The following is an 18,318-nucleotide window of genomic DNA, read 5'->3' on the forward strand; positions in this document are numbered from 1 at the left end:
GGAAGGAAGAAACTGATGGATCCCAAAGCCAAGAAAATACTGATGAACGCTTTTTGGACCTCCGGACGTTGGAGAAACGGCGGAGCTTTTTATACAGAAGAAGAGTTCCAGTATGCAAAAAGTAAAGGAGTCATGTTTGACCCGTTCACTTGTAGTCATGATGAATGCGTTAGCAGGATCAGTGAGTTGCATAAGGGGCAGATCACGAAAGAGAAGGCGGTACGATCCTTTCTACATAGTCTTTCCACGCGCAAGGTCTATTTGCGGAGCGCTTTGTCCAGCTTTGCGCTTACGCGAGATTTACCTATACATACATATGCACAGCGGCCGGCGGAGCAGCCCGGATATAGTGCTTGCGGTGATTGCAATGACAGTAGGCTAATGGCGGATGAACAGTATATCGACGAAGATTTAAACGTACTTAATTTCGAACGGATCAAATGGGGAGGCGTCCGCTTAAATTGGTTAGCTTATTGCTTGATGGACCTTGAGTTTCTCGCCAAGTCAGATGAGTTTGAGGTCACAGGCGAAGACGTGGCGATCTTAAAGCAAATGTTTGATGCGGTAGATGCTTGCGGCGATAAGGAAGCGGCAAGGCAGTTAGAGAAGCGCTGGAAGCTTGTTCTTCCTTCCAATCAATATGAGAGAGACGTCGTGATGGAAATTTGGGGATACATAGGCTTGCTGGAGTCCAAAGACGATTACCGTAAAGAACGCGGGCGGGGAACCGATTTTAATTCGATGGCCACCTGGAGAGGTGAGGACGGTTACTCCAGTGAAATAGCGGAGGATTATTTTGGCGAGTATTTGTGAGGTCCCATGCTTGTGAATGCATTTCTTTTCTTTGATTCATAAGAAAGTTTGCGGCTGTGTGTTTTGTAGGAGGAGGAGAGAGAATGAAAAAAATAAAATCCGCAATTATTGCTAACTTGGTCTTTTTTATTCCGGCCATCATTTTAAGCACGTTTGTTTGGAAAGATTACAGTGGTTACATGACAAATATTGATGACCATCTACCATCCATGTCGGGCATTTTTATGATTGACGAGGGAAAAAGGGTGGTCGGGGTATCCGACGAAAATGACGGAGGCTATACTACGGCTTATTTGTTTGATGCGACAAACGGGATATTGCTCAAAGAGGTGAAACTGCGCACCAATATTCATGGTGAGCTAGGGGCTGTTTCTTATCAGCAGAACGGGGTGATCCTTCCGACTTATGACGACAGCTTAGGACTCCAACTCAATTATTTTACGCGGTCAGGGGAAATGGAGGAGCTCGCTCAAGGCAAGCTTCGCATTCCTGCATTTTTGAGCTCGGGTACATATGAATGGCGTGGAAGACTGATCATTTCGGGTGAGACGGCGGAGTCCGTCCCGTACATAGCCCAAGTGAAAGCCGGGCAGCTTGAAACGAAACTATTGGATTCTCCTTCACTGCTTCCGGCCCGACCTGTCCACGTTATGGAGGTCCATGGAAGCTTTGAGAACGACAAAGCGGTTCCTATGTTTGAAATAGATTTAAAAGACGATAGAACTGCGCTCGCCAGCGGGATTTTCGACAAGGCAAATCTGCCGTCCGTGGTCATGAAGAAAGAGGAGGAAGGTTCCTTCGCCGCTCAGGATCGGGCCGCCGCAGAGTTCGCCAAGCAGTTTGGAATCAATAATTCGAAGCTGATTCGGGAGGATTCTAATTACCCGGGAACGGCCAAGTTTTATGATGCCAATGAGAATCAATGGGGAGCGGAAGTCCCTACCCCACAACCTGTTTATCAAGCGCGTGTATTCTTGCTGAATGATCAAGAAGTAATGATTGCAGGTTCGACGACGGAAGATGAAATGAACGGTACCTTGCTGGGATATCTCTACAATGAGAAGACCGGAAAATTCAGCGACGTTACTAGTCTTCTGGAACAGCTTACATACGAGGATTTAACAAATGAAGATACCTCATTTTTTAAGGAACCGGAAAGTAACATCCTCTACTTAGCGGAACGAGAATCACCTGCTTCGGGCGCATTCGATTTGGAGGCCCGGGAATTGAGGTTTCTGAAGGGAGAACATGTTGAAGGTTGGCTGGTCGGAATAGGCGAGGATGTAAAATCGCTGCAAAGCTTCTGGAGTTACGTCAAAGAGGGAGGACCGCTTATCCTCAATTGGGTGATTTGGCTTTTGATACCCATTCTGTCCATCCTTGCGCTTGTCTTGCTTCCAATGATATCGATAAGGTCGAATGCCCGAAAGATCTCTCAGGGGCAGCAGCTTCCGGGTACGATCTCCCGGATGGAAGAAACGGGCACGTACATCAACGAATTGCCGCTGGTCCGGTTTACTGTCCGTTTTGAGGATGAAGGGCAGATGAAAGAAGTCAAGATCAAGAAGGTTATTTCATTCTTGAATGACATTAAAGTCGGCGATTCCGTACTTATCAGCTACAATCGTAAGAAGCATAAAGCCGTGTTTGTAACCGGGGACAACGTCCAAGAGCAACCGAGCCCGGACCTCATTAAAGACGCGGAGTTGAGTCGCATCGAGGCGTTGGGCGCAGTAAACCGCGGCCATGCGCTGCAACTGCATTTTAAAGCTGAAGGACGCGACTATGCCGTTCCGGTCGTGCAGCCTCCCGGGTTTGAATACCGCGTTGGCGAAAGAGCGAATCTGGTGCAGATTCAAGGGATAACGAGAATTCATAGCTACGGTAAGATAAACGCCGGTTTCGCGGAGTCGGAGCAAATTACGCTGGAAGGCGAAGTGATTGCTACCGAAGAATATCCGGTGACGATCGGAAATCGGCAGCTTATGATCCTGGAGGTTATGGTTTCCGAGGGAAATGTAAGCTTCCGAAAGGTCAACAGCCTGTTTGTACCAAAAGGGCTGCCTGTGAAAGCAGGGGTGGTCATCCCGGTTACCATGAGAAAGGACGACTTCAAGAAAGAGTTTGCCCTGCAAAAAGGAAAGCAGGGAGCGGCCAAAGTCGTGTCCGTCCAATTCTTCGGAACGCTTGGCGAACGGCCGTTGGCGGAGATCACCGTTGAGCGCGCCGGGATCGCATACCGTATCAACCAGACGATTGAGCCGGTTTACGGAGTCGAGCCGGGCGATGAGTTGTGGATTGCCTATGACGAAGTTACCAGAGATGCAATCATTATTAATTATGAATCGAAGTGATCCAAAGGGGAGCTGGACGTGAATTGGGCGGAAGTCAGCAAGACGACCCTGCGCTCGATGGAACGACGGAAAGCCAGCGTTGGAAGGAACTTGCCGCAGCACTAAAAGAAAGACTGGAACAAATTCATCCAATTTAAATTCTATATTGATTGCAGGAGGTGTCGATCATGAACCCGACTTCGGAAGTTTTCTTAAAGGACATATGGGATAGAATCATGGAGATTTACTTCAAGGAGAGTCAAAGAATACGCGATCTGAAAAACCACAGCAAGCTGCAGGCAGGAATCATGAACTATGTTCGGGTAGCCTGGAGAAAAGGAAAAACCAACTGGGAGCAAGGAAGGCTGCATATTGATGTTTACGAACCTTTCTCTTGGAGCGACGACTCTTATAAGTTTGAAGCAGGAGAGTATATCGAGGAATTGACCGATGAACAACTGACGGAAGAGGTATTTCCAGCTTTGTGCGAGCGGGTGGATCAACTGTTCAGGTCGGAGGAGCTCGGTCCCCGTTTTTTTGATTACCGGTTTGAAGTCGTGTTTGAATATGAGCGCGATCAATCCATAATCACTTTGCACCGCAATTTGTTGAATGAAGCGAAGCTGCAGCAACTTCGGCGGTCGCTGGAGAATTTTATTCAGACCAAGATTCTTTCCGAACCTCCGGTTTTGCCGAATGAGCATGACATGTTCTTCTTCGCTCAGCATTTGATTAATCCGGATATGATGAAACAGGAAGAAGCAGTTATTGAGCCTTTGATCGGCCGGCTTTCGGACAAACTGAACATAAGTCAAAAACGTAAGAACGAGTGGATCCGGCAATATACGTCAGCTTTTAACACCTGGGCCAAGGAACAATTTTTGCCGCAGCATTTTGATTCTTCAGGTGATTATGGATTCGATTGGATTTTAAAGGAGGAGAAGGACCGCCAATCCGTTGACGAAGGGGAACTGGATTTCTTCCTCTATGTCGCATTGAAGGTCGGTTTTACCGAATCGGATACCCGGAAAAAGTATCTGGATTTAGCGGTCAAGCTGGGATCGCAGCGGGCGGCGAATTATTTGAAGGTCGGCAGTGGTAAGTTTGAGAGTGTCTTGCGAAGTGAGCGGGTGGAGTGCACTAACAACGACGTCACGCAGCTGATCGAAGTCCGTATTCTATCCGAAGAAGAGGCGGCTTACGGTGAAGCCTTGGATTATATCATCGACCTTTTGCGCAAAGGGTTTCCTAAGAGCTACAACCTGAAGCTGAAGAGCAGTCAAAAGCATTTGCTTCCCTTAAAAAAGCTGGCGAAGTCGAAGCTGCACCAGTTTTTCGCTAATGCGCTCACCTATCCGGAACTTTTTCCAAAAATTGAGGAATATGCAGATGTTGTAATGGAAGAGTATGCGTGGTACGGGGACGTGGAACCTGGAGAGAAATCAGTAATGCCGGGGACTTACGCGGTAATGGGCCTCGGTTTATATAGTGAATCTTATTTCTCATTAGTGTGCCGCTATATGGAGCTGGTGGATACGGAACATCAAATGGTGCAGGATGACTATGCGGAAGCTTTTATTGAAGCCCATGGTCTAACAGCGGAGAATGTGCCAGTATTGGTTACGATTTTGCTCGGCGGCAATGAGGAAGGGAAATATGTAAAAAATGCAACGATTGACGACCCCGAGCTTGCAGGCGCGCTTGTCGATGTACTGAAAGAGAAGAAGGATTATGAGCGGGAGCTGGTGCTGTACCGACTGTTTAAGAGCGCGGATAAGATTGCCGGAATTGCAAGAAAGTCGAAGCCGCCTTTAAAGGAAAAATTGGAGCAACTTCTGGCGCTCTGGGAGCAATAGTCGAAGATAGAAAGAAGCCCGCGTTTTGCGCGGGCTTTCTTATTTATGGTCACATTCATGAAAGCCAGGCAGCAATGCCGTTTGTTATCGTGAAGATGAATCCGATTGAAATTCCCCAGATATGCTTCTTCTCCAAACCAAGTTCCCCGATTAAACGCGGCAGCAGCCATTTCATTGCAACGAACGAGAAAAGTCCTTGTACGATGCCCAAGCAGGTCAGCTTCTTCGCCTGATTTAAGAGGGAAGAGGAGGGATCGGAAAGGGAAAAAGCCAAAGTTCCTGCGGTCCTCGAACTCCAGTAGGCGATGATCATATATAGAATCAAAGTTAGCAGCGTCACACAAATAGGAAACACTTCTTTGAGCAGGTTTCTGTTTATTTTCTTGCCGCTGGATTTGAACTGTGGAACTCCAATCAGGAAGAACACTACGCCTACAATAAAAACAGCGCCTCCAATAGTAGCGAGAATAGCATTGACTATAGCTCCAGCCATCAAAAATACAAATAGCATACGTACCTCCAAAAGTCTCAACTAGTTGCAAAATTCCGCTATAATGCGCTGCTTTAATTCTTCAACCGGAAAATTCTGCGGGTAGGTTGATAACATCAACATAGCACCTTGTAACACTGTTGAAAAATATAACGAACGTTTTCTGGGATCTTCATCACCCATTTTTTTAAATATTTCGCACTGTAATTCAAACTGTTTCGCATTTCCCTCGATGAGGAGACGGCTGTATTTAACCAATTCTTCATCTGCCTCTGGCTGAGTTTGCAAGTGCAAATAGAATCGATGAATCTCCGGGTTTTTATGAATATTATCAATGGCACCATGGATGATGTATTTAATCTGCTCATTTGGCGTCTGTAAACTAGCTGCTTCGGCCATTACTTCAACGACTTCCCTTATTCTGGCCTCGACCATTTCAGAAAGCAACTCTTCTTTTCCTTTGTAATAGCTATAGAGTAAGCCTTTGGAGATGCCCGCTTGTTTGGCAATATCGCTTATTGTAGTAGCGTAGTAACCCTTCTTCATGAATAACTCCATAGCTGCAGCACGAATTTTTTCTTTGGATGCCTGACGGATACGGTCATTCTCTTCAGGTGTACGTGGCATTTAATTTCAATCCTCCATAAACGCAATGATTTCTCGATATAGATCTTCGGAGTGAGTAAGGGGCAACATATGGTCGGCATTTGTCATTACGCTAAAACGAATGTTGGGAACCACTTTACCAAAGTAATCCGCAACCCGATAATTATCCGGCAAGTCCTGATCACCGATAAAAAATAACGTTTCTGGCTTCAATTCTCCTAATCTTTCTATTGCTGGCGGGTGAGGCCATGTAATGTGGAAATCAGAAGGCCATTTGAGCATGCGCTCGAAATGGTGCTTAAGCATCTGAGCATTTAGATCTTTGTTCTGACTATTGTTTACGACCTGGTAGGTTGGTGAATGAAGCGCTACTTCTAACATTTTATCTATATCAGGTGCGGCTTTCGAAACTTCGATGTGGTATTGTACAAACTCTTCTGAATAAGGAAAACCGGTCAAAGAAGGGGCCAATAATACTAGCTTGGATACTCTTTCGGGGTAACTTAAAGCGAATTCGGTTGCAATCTGTCCGCCCATGGAGTGACCTACAATGGTTGCTTGATTAAGATCGTGATCATCCATGAGGGCCAGCAGATCTTCAACATAATTTGCTTCTGTTACAGGGGAGGGAGATTTGCCTGCACCCCGGCCATCGAAAGCGATCACTTTGTAATTCTTGGATAAAAGAGGAGCTAAATACGTCCAAAGCCTTGAGTCCGCACCGCCGCTATGAACTAGAACAACAGGATGACCATTGCCAGTGACCTCGAAGTATAGATCCATTGCAATCCCTCCAGAGTAAAATGAATTTTCTGGTATCATTTTATTATTGAATGAACGGTTGGTCAATAGAAAAGGAATGCTTCTTTTTATGGTTAGTGGAATTAGTGATACGGGGATTAATGGAAATGGATTATAATGAGTAGGAGGTAGCCCAGCGAAGATTTGGGGGCGTTCTTTTTAGAAAATAAGGAGTGGTCTTTTGAAAAAGCTGATAACAGCAGTAGCAGTGCTGAGTGTGATGATTTTTGCATCATCCGCTTATGCCGCCGAACCCGTAAAACTGCTTATGAAAAATCAAACCGAGGGCGCAACCACTGAGATTTCCACCGATGTAAGTCCCGAAATTAAGAACAGTCGAACCATGGTGCCCCTGCGTGTGATCAGTGAAAATTTGGGAGCTACGGTTAAGTGGTCGGATTCAAAAATCACACTCACAAATAGTAATGTCGAGGTAATATTACACCAGAATAGCAATAAAGCCGTGAAAAATGGAAAAGCAGTACTTTTAGATGCCAAGCCATATCTGAAGAATAATCGGGTTATGGTTCCGCTTCGTTTTATTGCAGAAACGTTTGGGTGTAAAGTCAGTTATAGCAACTTTGCAGTAACTGTGGAAACCAAACCGTTGATCATCGATGGTGTAAAGGTGAAAGCATTGCAACAGGAATACCACATGATTTTGGGTGGCGTAGTCAATCAAATCCATGGGAATACCTATAATGAAGCAATCTATAATATTTTTGTAGAAAACAAAGGTAAGAAAGTCGAAGCACCTCCTAAATATTCCTGGCGTAGTCACCTCCCACCTGGTTACTACTATAAAGCTGGACAATATGACTTTTTAGACCAAGAAGGGAATAGCATATTACGGTTTGATGTTTATTCCTTAATTCGTTCGACGGATAGTGATCGTGACCCCGAGGTTTTAATTCATCAAGCGAATGAGAACCAATGGTCTATGTTAAACTACAAAGCGCTTTTAAATATTCTAAAGTTAATTGATACAGCAGCAATGAACGGCTTTCTAACGGAGATTAGCAATGACGTTCCATAAAAGCAGCGGCAAACCACAGACTTTATTTAACAGTCTTGGTTTGCCGCTGCTTCTTTTAATACTCTATTTTGACCGACTGCTAACGCTGCAAACTTAGTCCATTAGAAGCGATGACATCTTTGTACCAGAAGAAAGATTTCTTGCGATAACGCTCCAGGGTACCGGTATGGTCATCGTTGCGGTCTACATAAATGAGACCATAACGTTTGCTCATTTGTGCAGAGGAGGCGCTCACCAAGTCTATACAACCCCAAGAAGTATACCCTATCACTTCAACTCCGTCTTTGATCGCCTCACCGACCTGAACCAGGTGATCGTTCAAGTACTTGATCCGGTAATCATCGTGAACAGTGGGCTTGCCATCTTCACCCGTAATTAACTCATCTTTGGCTCCAAGGCCATTCTCAATTACGAAGAGCGGCTTCTGGTACCGATCGTAAAACATATTGAGTACATAGCGCAGACCTTGGGGATCAATTTGCCAACCCCAGTCACTTGTCTCCAGATACGGGTTAGGCACCCCGTTGAACAAATCGGTTGGTTTGCGATTGCTTTTATCCGACGATTCACAAATGCTCACATAATAGCTGAAGGAAATGAAATCTACCGTGTGTTTTAGAATTTCGGCATCTCCCGGTTCCATATGAATCTCAATATTATGTTCCCGGAAAAAGCGCTTCATGTAGCCAGGGTAATAACCTCTGGCATGGATGTCGGCGAAGAAGTAGTTCTTATGTTCAGCCTCCATGACAGCGATGACATCATCCGGTTTGGGTGTGAGAGGGTACGTTGGTATACTAAGAACCATGCAACCGATTTTTGCGTGCGGATTAATCTCATGCCCGATTTTTACGGCCAGCGCACTTGCAACGAATTCATGATGAATCGCTTGATACAGATCTTGTTTGCTTAACTCCTGCTTCGGAGTATAAATGCCGCCGCTCATGAACGGCTCTTCCAGAATGGAATTGATCTCATTAAAGGTCAGCCAATACTTCACTTTATCTTTGTAACGCGTGAATAACGTTCTTGCATAACGTTCATAGAAGCCGATCATTTGCCGATTGACCCAGCCGTTATATTGCTTGGACAAATGCAGCGGGGTTTCGTAATGCGATATCGTCACGAGCGGTTCAATCCCATATTTAAGGCATTCGTCAAACAAATCATCGTAGAATTGCAAGCCCTTCTCATTGGGCTCGAGCTCATCTCCATTCGGAAAGATCCGGGACCAGGCTATCGAGGTACGGAATACCTTAAAGCCCATTTCAGCAAATAACTTGATATTTTCCTTATAACGATGGTAAAAGTCGATACCGATCAGCTTCAGATTATCGTCAGTAGGAACTTCTGTAATGGGGCCTCTGATACCTTGCGGAGCAACGTCCTGAGTGGACCAGCCTTTGCCATCCTCCTGATAAGCGCCTTCGCATTGATTCGCAGCCACGGCGCCGCCCCATAAGAAGTCCTTGGGGAATATTACGGTCATGTTCAATCCCGCCTTTGAATGTTATTGGATGCATACCAGGTACCCTTGCGGTGTCATTTAGCATTATTCCCAGAATGGCTTATCCTACGTTTAGATAAAATAACAAATCAGGTCAGCGAAGGGGGAGACCTAGGCTGACCTGATTGGCTGGAAATATATTGTTATCTATTTATAAACTTAAAATCTGATTCCAAATCTAATATCTATACCTTGGGTCGTGCAAAACGTCCAACAATTTCTGTGGATTGTACCACGTTCATAAATGCTCGGGGGTCGGTTTGAAGAACCGCTTTCCGCACCGCTACCAATTCATACCGAGTGGTGACCGTCATTAATGTATAGTTTTCTTGCTCACTGTACCCGCCCTCCGAATGGATGCATGTTATTCCATGATGAAGTTTGCGGAGCTGGCAAAGCATCTTCTCTTTTTCTTTCGTAATAATAAAGCAAGTGACTTTGATATGTCCGATATGAATCATGTCGACCACTTTACCTTTGACGTACGTGGACAGCATGGAGTACAGGGCCAGGTCCCAGCTCCGGAAAAAGCCGAGTGCTAAAATCACAGCGCCGTTTAAAATGAACAGAACATTTCCCATCGCAACATCCCGTCTGCGAGTTACGATGGAGCCGAGTATGTCGAACCCGCCGGTAGAGCCGCCTACTCGGAGCGAGAATCCGATGCCTCCCGCTGAGATGAGGCCGCCGAATACCGCAGCCAAAATAGGGTCTTTGGTTAGTTGGATGACGGGAATAAGAGCCATAAACCAAGTCGTGCAGATGACCGAGATACAACTATATACGATATATCTTCGTCCAACCGCCTTCCAACCCCAGATAATGAGTGGGACATTAAGCAAAAAATACACGATTGAAATATTCCACCCGGTAATATAACCAATGATGGATGCGACCCCCGTAAGTCCACCGGATAAAAGCTGATGGGGAATCAAGAATAAATTAAGACCAGCCGCGACAAGCAAGGCGGAAAGGATAATAATTCCAACCTCCTGCACGGGTTTTAGTGAAGATTTGATCGGTTTACCGATGATTGCAGCGTATGGATTTCGATTCATCTCCGAACCTTCTTTTCTCACATAATGGGTTATAAAAATATATTATCGGTTTAAATTATCTTTTTTATCAAGAATTTCGACTATGACAAATGATATAGCTTTTGTTTTTTTAGAATGTTGTAAATGCAACAAAAATAATATAACATGTATAACGAGTATCGATTAGCATAAGAAATTAAGGAGTTATCTATGAAAGAAATTCTACGTGAAATCGGAACGATTGCCAGAGCATTGGATTCCATCAGCAATATCGAGTTTAAGGAATATGAGCTTACAAAAGGACAGTATTTGTACCTGGTACGGATCTGCGAACACCCTGGAATCATCCAGGAGAAATTATCCGAAATATTGAAAGTGGATCGGACAACCGCCGCACGTGCCATACAGAAACTTGAACTTAACGGATTTATTGAAAGGAGAGATGATCCTTATAACAAAAAAATCAAAAAACTCTTTCCTACAGAAAAAGGGGAGAGTGTCTATCCTTATATAAGAAGTGAACATATTCATTCCGATTATGTCGCGCTAGCCGGATTTTCCGATGAAGAAGCAGAAACTCTGTTTCAGTTAATTCAAAGAGTTAGAAAGAATATTGAAGTAGACTGGGAGTTTGTAAAAAAGGGAAATAAGCGAAAGTATTGAGTTATAATCTTTTCTAAAGGAGCTACCTATTCAAATGTCTGTGAAAATACAAAAGTGTGGGATCGAAGATGTAGAACTACTCCAAGAAATAAGTATTGAAACCTTTAACGATACCTTCAAGGATCAGAATTCGCCTGAAAATATGAAGAACTATATGGATCGGGCATTTAACTCTAAACAGTTGAATATGGAATTGACCCATATCCATTCGGAATTCTTTTTGATTTTCTTAGATGAAGAACCTGCCGGGTATTTGAAAATTAACAGTCAGACTGCCCAATCGGAAAAAATGGGGGATGATGCACTCGAAATTGAGAGGATTTATATAAGAAATAAGTTTCAGAAACAGGGGCTTGGAAAATATTTAATTAACACTGCGATAGATATAGCTTTAGGAGAAAAGAAAAATAGAGTCTGGCTGGGGGTTTGGGAAAAGAACGAGAACGCGATTCAATTTTACAAGAAAATAGGATTTGTCCAAGTTGGTGCCCATTCTTTCTTTATGGGGGATGAAGAACAAAGAGATTATATCATGTGTAAAACACTGATGGCAGGAAGATAAGCCGCGAAAGGGATGCGTAATGTCCGATAATCAGCTTAGTCAAAATAATAAACTGAAGGCTGTGTTTGAAGTATTAAGAGTTTCCACGAAACTTGGTTTAACCTCGTTCGGTGGGCCCGTTGCACATTTAGGTTATTTTCATAATGAATATATAAGGCGCAGAAAATGGATGGATGAGCGCAGCTATGCAGACTTGGTTGCTCTTTGTCAGTTCCTGCCCGGGCCGGCCAGCAGCCAAGTCGGTATTGGGATCGGGGTGATGCGCGCAGGATTAATGGGAGGGGTTGCAGCCTGGATTGGCTTTACTCTTCCTTCGGTAATTGCTCTTGTTCTTTTTGCTTATCTGTTACAGGGATTTGATATAGGGAACTCCGGATGGATTCACGGTTTAAAGCTAGTCGCTGTCGCAATTGTTGCTCATGCGGTACTGGGTATGGGGCAGAAACTGACTCCGGACCGGAACCGTGCGACGATTGCCATTATAGCGGCAACGGTCACACTACTTTGGCAAACGGCGATTAGTCAGGCGTTGATCATCGTATTAGCGGGTATTATCGGTTTATTTTTATATAAAAACACGAAGATACCTGAGTTGCCGGATATCCGTGTACCGATAAAGCGTTCGTTAGCCGTGATTTGTCTAGTCCTATTCTTTGGATTATTGATCATCTTGCCTTTCCTACGAGGAATTACTTCGCTCCAATGGCTTCCCATGTTTGACAGTTTCTATAGATCGGGTTCGCTTGTGTTTGGCGGAGGACATGTTGTATTGCCTTTACTGGAAAGGGAAGTAGTACCCATGGGTTGGCTTTCCAAAGAAGACTTTCTGGCGGGTTATGGGGCTACCCAAGCGGTTCCGGGTCCTTTGTTTACATTCGCTGCCTACCTGGGAGCTATAATGAATGGATGGACTGGTGCGATCATTGCAACTTTAGGGATTTTCCTACCAGCCTTTTTATTGGTTGTTGGAGCTCTGCCTTTTTGGGATTCACTCCGAAGGAAGCCAATAATTCAAGGTGCGCTGGTAGGTGTTAACGCAGCGGTTGTAGGTATTTTGCTGGCTGCTCTATATGATCCGATCTGGACCAGTTCCATACTTGCACCCGCTGATTTTGCCCTCGCGTCCATCTTGTTTATAATGCTAGTTTTCTGGAAAACCCCACCATGGGTTGTTGTTATTGCAGGCGCATTAGGCGGAGTGATCATCAACTACATATAACTTGAACCTGTTCAATGGAATGCGGCAGGCAGTTGAAAGGAGACGGCTGCCTTTCCGGTTTCTTGAAGTCCGGAGTCGCTGAGGAACTGTTCCCGCAGTTCCTTTTTGTTTTTTCCCAAGGCATACCTCACCGTGATATCGACAACATTTCCTTGTTCTTCAAGAGCAGAGTACTCGTCCAGTGAAAATATTACCGCGTATGCTTCATATGAAGTCGGATCGCCGCTGTCGCAAGGAGAATCGGATTCGGTGCGGCATGCGTTTACTTGAAACGTTTTATGGCGCGGTCTGAGTTCGCGAATTTCCCCGTTGAGAGATCCACCTATGTACTGGACACTAATTTCCCGGTTTTCCTGTGTATTTTCGACTGCTGTAACAATATACAGCTGGTTTGCAATATCTTTATTTTCCTGGTCGACCGCACCTTTAAGCAAAATAGCGTATTGATAATAGATACGGATGCCTTGTTCGATTTCCGAGCTTTTATTTAACGGTTCTATGATCGCCGATTTCACCGACTTGATGTGTTCGGCCGTATATAAGGACTGCAATAGGGAATCAGGGTCCGTATCTTCAGGCACCGTTTGTTTATGGGATACATTGCAGCCGGCAAGCAGGGCAAACAGCGCTATGAAGATCATAATCACTATACTTCTCTTAGCTTTCATCATGGTTGACTAACCCCCTCATTAAAATAACTTAATAGAAAGATTATTAAATTTCAAGTTTCCAGCGGCTTAAGCTAGTATGATAAACTAACTCAAGAAGATTTTTCGTGCAAAGAGGAGGAGGGGGCCTATGGCAAAAAAACAGCAGAAAAAGAAGAATAAGCGAAACGGCTCCGGTTCATTCTGGCTCGGGTTCTTGAAATTTCTTGGTTTCTTTGTTTTATTCGGCCTACTGTTACTATATTGGGATTCAGCCAGACTTACAAAGATCATAACTAACGCGCGCCCGGTGCTAGAGTTGACTCCCGATATCGACGAAATTGTCCGGCTTGATGGCAGTGTTGAAGGCATAGCTGCCGTGACTGATGAGGGCAAACTTCGGAATACTTATGCGTTGCTGCAAAAGGAAACATTTCTTTGGGGATGCAGCAAAAGCAATTGCGATTACAAAAGATCCGAAGACCGCCGTCCGGAGGTTTTAGGCAGCTTCGTGATCAATGGCGTAGTCGTGCAAGCGGAGTGGTTCCGCTTCTACACGAATTGGCTCCCGCTGGATTTTAGCACCGTTGATCCGAGTCAACTGTCTAATATATATGAAGGAGGGACATCCCGGCCGCTGTTGGTGGAGAGTCCGAAGAAAAGGGCATATGGCTACTATGCAGTGTCCCCAGGGGAACAAATCACGGTCATCGGACGCGCCAGAGAGGGAAGATTGGAGCCGTTCACCTTACCCGGCAAGGAAGAGCACAACGTGATTTTGATCGGAACAAATATGGAGCGAATGTTATCTGAGGAGAGGGAATCTCAGCTCGGATATGGGATTGTCTCCGGAATTGTTCTACTGTTTCTGCTTCCGACCATAGTAGGCTGGGTAAGGAAACTATTGCGCAGATTCAAACCTGAAAGATAGGATTGGAGTCTTCTGGATAAATCTTCTTGTCAATTTTTCAATAGAATCTTGGTATGGTAGAGGGTAGCTATTGATGAGAGGTGATGAGTTGTTATGATGAAGAAGCAATGTTTGTTCTGCGATCAGATTGTCCCTATAGCCACGGAAGCCGAATTCGATAAATATATGGGTTGCTCCTGTTCTCCCGGCGGGTTTTATAGCTTGGAGAGAGGCAGTTATGAGACGGTTCGTTCTTTCCCGCACCAGAAGAAACGGAATATGCTGCATTTGGTATCGGCATATATCCGGGAGCAGACCGATCGCGATGAAAAGGTCGTAATATCCGCCGACGATTTGGATTCCATCGCAAATTCATCGGATATCCCTGTAACCATGGAGGATAAGGGAAATCGGCTGTTGCAATATTTGTACAGACATTCCGAAGCGCCGGGTGAAACGGTAATCATTCATCCGCTCTCGAGCAATTATAACTTGACGTATTCTCCTAATTTACAAGAGTTGGTATATCTTATAGATACACTGAGCACCGCTGACCTGCTGATCAGGGAAGGGACGGCCTTTAAGCTTACGGAAAAAGGTTGGAGCATCGCTGCCGCCAGCGCAGGAGGGAAGAAACTTAAACCTTGTACCGTTCTCGTCGGAGATGGGAACATGCTGCTTGCGGAATGGACGGAGATCCTGCTGCCTAAAATTGAGCAATACGGTTATTTGCCGCAGTTGGTTGCCCATGCGAAGACAAATCACTCCGAGAAGTACTCCTTGGAGCTCATTGCGGACAGTAAACTGATTATCGCGGATTTAACCGGTCAGTCCCCTGAGGTGTATATGGCGGCGGGATATGCACTAGGTTTGAACATTCCTGTAATCTGGACCGTTCATAGCGGGGATGCCGATCTGCTTCCCGGACAAATCAAAGAGATCCGTCCGATTGTTTGGAATACAGCAGAAGAATTGGCCGTCATCATCCAACAGAGATTGAATTTGTAAGCATGAACATGTGAAGTTTCTCCTAATGCATAACAAGACGGCAGCCAATGAAGGGGCTGCCGTCTTGTTCAGGTTAGTGAAGCTTTTGATATCTCGCTACTTCCCTAGTGGGGTAAAGCTATCCTTCAGCGTTATGTTAGAGAATTTAGCATAATTCAGTTGTTCAATCTTATTGGCGACATCATTGCTGTCAACGGCAAATCCGATATAAACAGAATCTTGCATGACGATTGTCCGTTCGCCGATAGGTGTCCAATCCTTTCCGTCGGTTGACCCGTAAGCGCAGAAGGTATCCCCGTTTCGTCCTAGTTTTAGCCAATATCCTTGCGGGACGCCGTTTGTTTTAAATGGAACATCCGGAAGTAATTGAATGCCGGCCTTAGCGGCTGCAGAAGCACTGTCTAAAGTTTCCGTCAATTCGTCAAATGGACCGCCTTGCTGGTTTCTGCCCGCCAGATAAGCGGACCAGCTGGTTGCTTTGGACAGCTTGACCCAGGAGAGACCGAGGGCTGCCGCGGCACTGTCATCTTTTAATTCATCGCGAATCATCAGCCCGGTGAAGGCATGGTTATCAACGGCTCCGATCTCCTCCAACTTCGCTGTAAGTTCAAAATCACCGTCCATTTTTTTATATACAAAGTGGAAATCGTCTTTAGCTTCATTGTTTGCTTCGGATTGTTTTGTACTGCCTTCACTCATACCAAGTTTTCCGTTACCCTTCACGGTGATCATCCCATCCGTCATACTTCCGGAACCCTTAATATCCGGGTTTCCGATATCCGAGGATGTCCAGCCCTCATTACCGAGGGTAGCGGAGGAGGTATTGACATGAATGTTTGCCGAGGTAGTCTGTGTCTCATTTCCCGCGGTATCCGTGACTCTTGCCGAGATATAGTGGGATGCATCCTTTAATCCCTTGATCGTATAGGAGTAAGTGCTGCCTTTCTTCACAGCATCTCCGATATATTGGGATCCATTATAGACAGCGACTTTATTGATTTTGTGCCCGAATTTGGAAGAGGCTTTGATTTTAACTTCAATCTCTTTGCCTGTAACGAATTGTGCATTGTTAGCCGGTGACATGATCACAGCTTCTGGATTTTCCGCTTTGTGATCCATATCAACAAGCCCGTTAATATAAAGTTCCAGCCAGGTATAACCGCTATGGGTAACCGTCTTATAAGCATCCTTGATATCCCATATATTGTTCTTCTTTTCCCATTTGTCGTCAATTCCGTTTTGATTGATATCAAATTGGTCATTGCGCTGTTCCTCAGTGACGCCAAAGTTCGTGATGTAGCCACCAACCTCATGTTCCGTATTGATGTATCTTCCCAAACCTTGTTCCACCTCCGCCACGATTCTTGCATCGATCGCATCGCGTCGCGGATAGGTTGCGCCTGCTTGTTGCAGTATGCTTCTCAGTAAGGGCTCATTCGCATGTTTGATGCCGGATTTAATGTAATTATCAAACGCCTGATTGGTGATGCCATGATTTACTCCCGTGCTGTCCGCCGAAAGATAGGGCTTTGCCGCAATGGTTGTCATTTGATCCCCGCTATTGACACCGGAAAATTTCACGTAATCCGAGGATTCATCCAGCAATCCCGTAAGCTTGCCGTTAATCCGGTTCCCGTCGATGTAGAATCCCCCAAGCTTCGTGGATTCCCCTGCATCAATTACTTGGTTAATTACATTATCCCTTGTTCCCGGACCGGCAAGCTCGATATTGTTCATATAATTCGTGTAGGTAAAGCCACCGCCGTAAGTACCGTTAAAGCCCCAGTTATAAATGACGTTGTTGGAGAACTGGACTACTGCCACATGGTCTGCGTCCGCCGCACCGGCATATCCGCCACCGAGTCGAGGGTTTCGCGATGTATGGTTGGCGTACAGATTGTGATGGAACGTGGTCTTATCTCCGCCGGCAATGCCGCCGTAGCCGTGTCTCCCTTTGGAATGGCCGGAAAGGGTCAGGCTCTCCGAAATGATGGACCACTGAATTGTACCGTTTTCTCCTCTATACAAGGACAGGGTCTCATCCGTATTCCAGCTGAAGGAACAATGGTCAATGATAAAGTTGTCGTTGTCTCTTCCCCAAAGCGCATCCATAGAATCGCTGCCGTTATAAACATTGGTTGCGCCCGGACGGAAGGAGAGGTACCTGAGGATAATATTTTCGGAATTGCTAATGTTGGTATCCCAGCCCGCAATCGTAATTCCGTTGCCCGGTGCGGTTTGCCCGGCGATTGTCAGATTTTTAATGTCTTTGAATCGAAGGGTGCTTTGGAGCTCGATCGTACCGGATACATGAAAAACAATCGTACGTCCTTCTTTAGGGGTAGAAACGACCCCATACCGCAGTGATCCTTCAATAGGTTGATCCTTTTCTCCATAATCCTTCAAGGTTGTTACGATATAAACGTCGCCGCCCCGGCCGCCGCTGGCATAAGCGCCGCCGCCTTCCGCGCCGGGAAAAGCAAGGATTGGGGCACCTTCCGATATACTATGGTCTCCAGTTGCTTGTCCTGAGGCATCCAAAGGAGATCCCCCTAAAACTGAAAGCGCTACCGTAAAACTCAACAAAAGAGCTGCTGCCTTGCCGGATCTTTTATTTCTTAGCCTCATCGCTTGACGTATAACATGGATAGGGATGCAGACTTATTGTCCGATAGTGATCCTGTTATACTTCCTCCTTTCAGGGTAAAGTGGTTGGTATGCCTGCAGCTATTACTTTAAAACTTTAAGGCCGTATTTTCCTGCCAAAAAGGATGCTTTTTTGTGCCAACTATTGCTTAGGGACCTTGTGTGCAAGAGATCAGATCGGTAT

Annotated in this window: 17 protein-coding genes; 10 read left to right on the forward strand and 7 right to left on the reverse strand. The window is 45.3% G+C overall.

Features of this window, described 5'->3' with window-relative positions:
- The first annotated feature begins 15 nt into the window (after positions 1-15).
- From KB559_RS03845 to KB559_RS03860, 4 genes are all read left to right on the forward strand, one after another.
- Complete coding sequence (locus KB559_RS03845) at positions 16-813, forward strand: hypothetical protein (protein ID WP_211020404.1); 798 nt, start codon at positions 16-18, stop codon at positions 811-813.
- 83 nt (positions 814-896) lie between these two features.
- A complete protein-coding gene (locus tag KB559_RS03850; RefSeq protein WP_211020405.1) occupies positions 897-3,167 on the forward strand; it encodes a hypothetical protein in 2,271 nt (756 codons plus the stop codon).
- On the forward strand, positions 3,164-3,304 hold the full coding sequence (locus KB559_RS03855) for a hypothetical protein (RefSeq protein WP_211020406.1): 141 nt from the start codon (positions 3,164-3,166) through the stop codon (positions 3,302-3,304). Before KB559_RS03850 ends, KB559_RS03855 begins: the two co-directional genes overlap by 4 nt.
- A 30-nt stretch (positions 3,305-3,334) precedes the next feature.
- Positions 3,335-5,002, forward strand: a complete 1,668-nt coding sequence (locus KB559_RS03860; RefSeq protein WP_211020407.1) for a DUF6138 family protein — start codon at positions 3,335-3,337, stop codon at positions 5,000-5,002.
- 55 nt (positions 5,003-5,057) lie between these two features.
- Here KB559_RS03860 and KB559_RS03865 read toward each other — a convergent pair whose 3' ends face one another.
- The 3 genes from KB559_RS03865 to KB559_RS03875 are packed head-to-tail and all read right to left on the reverse strand — an operon-like array spanning position 5,058 to position 6,881.
- Positions 5,058-5,513: a hypothetical protein gene (locus KB559_RS03865; RefSeq protein ID WP_211020408.1), complete on the reverse strand. Its 456-nt coding sequence runs from the start codon at positions 5,511-5,513 to the stop codon at positions 5,058-5,060.
- Between the two features lie 21 nt (positions 5,514-5,534).
- Entirely contained in the window at positions 5,535-6,119 is a 585-nt protein-coding gene (locus KB559_RS03870; RefSeq protein WP_211020409.1) for a TetR/AcrR family transcriptional regulator, read from the reverse strand.
- A 6-nt stretch (positions 6,120-6,125) separates the two neighbouring features.
- The gene (locus KB559_RS03875; protein ID WP_211020410.1) at positions 6,126-6,881 is read right to left on the reverse strand and encodes an alpha/beta fold hydrolase; all 756 of its coding nucleotides are present in this window, start codon (positions 6,879-6,881) and stop codon (positions 6,126-6,128) included.
- Positions 6,882-7,080: 199 nt separating this feature from the next.
- On the opposite strand from KB559_RS03875, the gene KB559_RS03880 reads away from it, so the two are divergent.
- Entirely contained in the window at positions 7,081-7,935 is an 855-nt protein-coding gene (locus KB559_RS03880) for a copper amine oxidase N-terminal domain-containing protein (protein ID WP_211020411.1), read from the forward strand.
- Between the two features lie 79 nt (positions 7,936-8,014).
- On the opposite strand, the gene KB559_RS03885 is transcribed toward KB559_RS03880, so the two are convergent.
- Both KB559_RS03885 and KB559_RS03890 read right to left on the reverse strand, forming a co-directional pair.
- A complete protein-coding gene (locus KB559_RS03885) occupies positions 8,015-9,424 on the reverse strand; it encodes a glycoside hydrolase family 1 protein (RefSeq protein ID WP_211020412.1) in 1,410 nt (469 codons plus the stop codon).
- Between the two features lie 203 nt (positions 9,425-9,627).
- Complete coding sequence (locus KB559_RS03890) at positions 9,628-10,500, reverse strand: YitT family protein (RefSeq protein WP_211020413.1); 873 nt, start codon at positions 10,498-10,500, stop codon at positions 9,628-9,630.
- A gap of 189 nt (positions 10,501-10,689) precedes the next feature.
- Between KB559_RS03890 and KB559_RS03895 the strand changes: the two genes are divergently transcribed.
- From KB559_RS03895 to KB559_RS03905, 3 genes are read left to right on the forward strand one after another with little or no spacing between them, the layout of a single operon-like run.
- Positions 10,690-11,142: a MarR family winged helix-turn-helix transcriptional regulator gene (locus tag KB559_RS03895; protein ID WP_211020414.1), complete on the forward strand. Its 453-nt coding sequence runs from the start codon at positions 10,690-10,692 to the stop codon at positions 11,140-11,142.
- 34 nt (positions 11,143-11,176) lie between these two features.
- Positions 11,177-11,704: a spermidine/spermine N(1)-acetyltransferase gene (gene paiA / locus KB559_RS03900; RefSeq protein WP_211020415.1), complete on the forward strand. Its 528-nt coding sequence runs from the start codon at positions 11,177-11,179 to the stop codon at positions 11,702-11,704.
- Between the two features lie 19 nt (positions 11,705-11,723).
- A complete protein-coding gene (locus KB559_RS03905) occupies positions 11,724-12,923 on the forward strand; it encodes a chromate transporter (protein WP_211020416.1) in 1,200 nt (399 codons plus the stop codon).
- An 11-nt stretch (positions 12,924-12,934) separates the two neighbouring features.
- On the opposite strand, the gene KB559_RS03910 is transcribed toward KB559_RS03905, so the two are convergent.
- Complete coding sequence (locus KB559_RS03910) at positions 12,935-13,594, reverse strand: hypothetical protein (RefSeq protein ID WP_211020417.1); 660 nt, start codon at positions 13,592-13,594, stop codon at positions 12,935-12,937.
- A gap of 127 nt (positions 13,595-13,721) precedes the next feature.
- Here KB559_RS03910 and KB559_RS03915 point away from each other — a divergent pair, with 127 nt between their 5' ends.
- A complete protein-coding gene (locus KB559_RS03915; RefSeq protein WP_211020418.1) occupies positions 13,722-14,501 on the forward strand; it encodes a hypothetical protein in 780 nt (259 codons plus the stop codon).
- Positions 14,502-14,594: 93 nt separating this feature from the next.
- The gene (locus tag KB559_RS03920; protein WP_211020419.1) at positions 14,595-15,488 is read left to right on the forward strand and encodes a hypothetical protein; all 894 of its coding nucleotides are present in this window, start codon (positions 14,595-14,597) and stop codon (positions 15,486-15,488) included.
- A gap of 96 nt (positions 15,489-15,584) precedes the next feature.
- Here the strand turns inward: KB559_RS03920 and KB559_RS03925 are convergent, their stop codons facing one another.
- Positions 15,585-18,029 (reverse strand): Ig-like domain-containing protein, encoded by a 2,445-nt coding sequence (locus KB559_RS03925; RefSeq protein ID WP_211020420.1) that lies wholly within the window; start codon positions 18,027-18,029, stop codon positions 15,585-15,587.
- Positions 18,030-18,318: the final 289 nt, after the last annotated feature.

The sequence above is a fragment of the Paenibacillus sp. Marseille-P2973 genome (assembly GCF_018101095.1).
Classification (GTDB): domain Bacteria; phylum Bacillota; class Bacilli; order Paenibacillales; family Paenibacillaceae; genus Fontibacillus; species Fontibacillus vini.

Excerpts from the sequence above, each read along its gene's own strand:
- KB559_RS03890 (WP_211020413.1), bottom strand. The coding sequence starts at position 10,500 with ATGAATCGAAATCCATACGCTGCAATCATCGGTAAACCGATCAAATCT.
- KB559_RS03920 (WP_211020419.1), top strand. The coding sequence starts at position 14,595 with ATGATGAAGAAGCAATGTTTGTTCTGCGATCAGATTGTCCCTATAGCC.
- KB559_RS03905 (WP_211020416.1), top strand. The coding sequence starts at position 11,724 with ATGTCCGATAATCAGCTTAGTCAAAATAATAAACTGAAGGCTGTGTTT.
- KB559_RS03860 (WP_211020407.1), top strand. The coding sequence starts at position 3,335 with ATGAACCCGACTTCGGAAGTTTTCTTAAAGGACATATGGGATAGAATC.
- KB559_RS03875 (WP_211020410.1), bottom strand. The coding sequence starts at position 6,881 with ATGGATCTATACTTCGAGGTCACTGGCAATGGTCATCCTGTTGTTCTA.
- KB559_RS03910 (WP_211020417.1), bottom strand. The coding sequence starts at position 13,594 with ATGATGAAAGCTAAGAGAAGTATAGTGATTATGATCTTCATAGCGCTG.
- paiA (WP_211020415.1), top strand. The coding sequence starts at position 11,177 with ATGTCTGTGAAAATACAAAAGTGTGGGATCGAAGATGTAGAACTACTC.
- KB559_RS03850 (WP_211020405.1), top strand. The coding sequence starts at position 897 with ATGAAAAAAATAAAATCCGCAATTATTGCTAACTTGGTCTTTTTTATT.
- KB559_RS03865 (WP_211020408.1), bottom strand. The coding sequence starts at position 5,513 with ATGCTATTTGTATTTTTGATGGCTGGAGCTATAGTCAATGCTATTCTC.
- KB559_RS03870 (WP_211020409.1), bottom strand. The coding sequence starts at position 6,119 with ATGCCACGTACACCTGAAGAGAATGACCGTATCCGTCAGGCATCCAAA.
- KB559_RS03845 (WP_211020404.1), top strand. The coding sequence starts at position 16 with ATGGATCCCAAAGCCAAGAAAATACTGATGAACGCTTTTTGGACCTCC.
- KB559_RS03895 (WP_211020414.1), top strand. The coding sequence starts at position 10,690 with ATGAAAGAAATTCTACGTGAAATCGGAACGATTGCCAGAGCATTGGAT.
- KB559_RS03885 (WP_211020412.1), bottom strand. The coding sequence starts at position 9,424 with ATGACCGTAATATTCCCCAAGGACTTCTTATGGGGCGGCGCCGTGGCT.
- KB559_RS03915 (WP_211020418.1), top strand. The coding sequence starts at position 13,722 with ATGGCAAAAAAACAGCAGAAAAAGAAGAATAAGCGAAACGGCTCCGGT.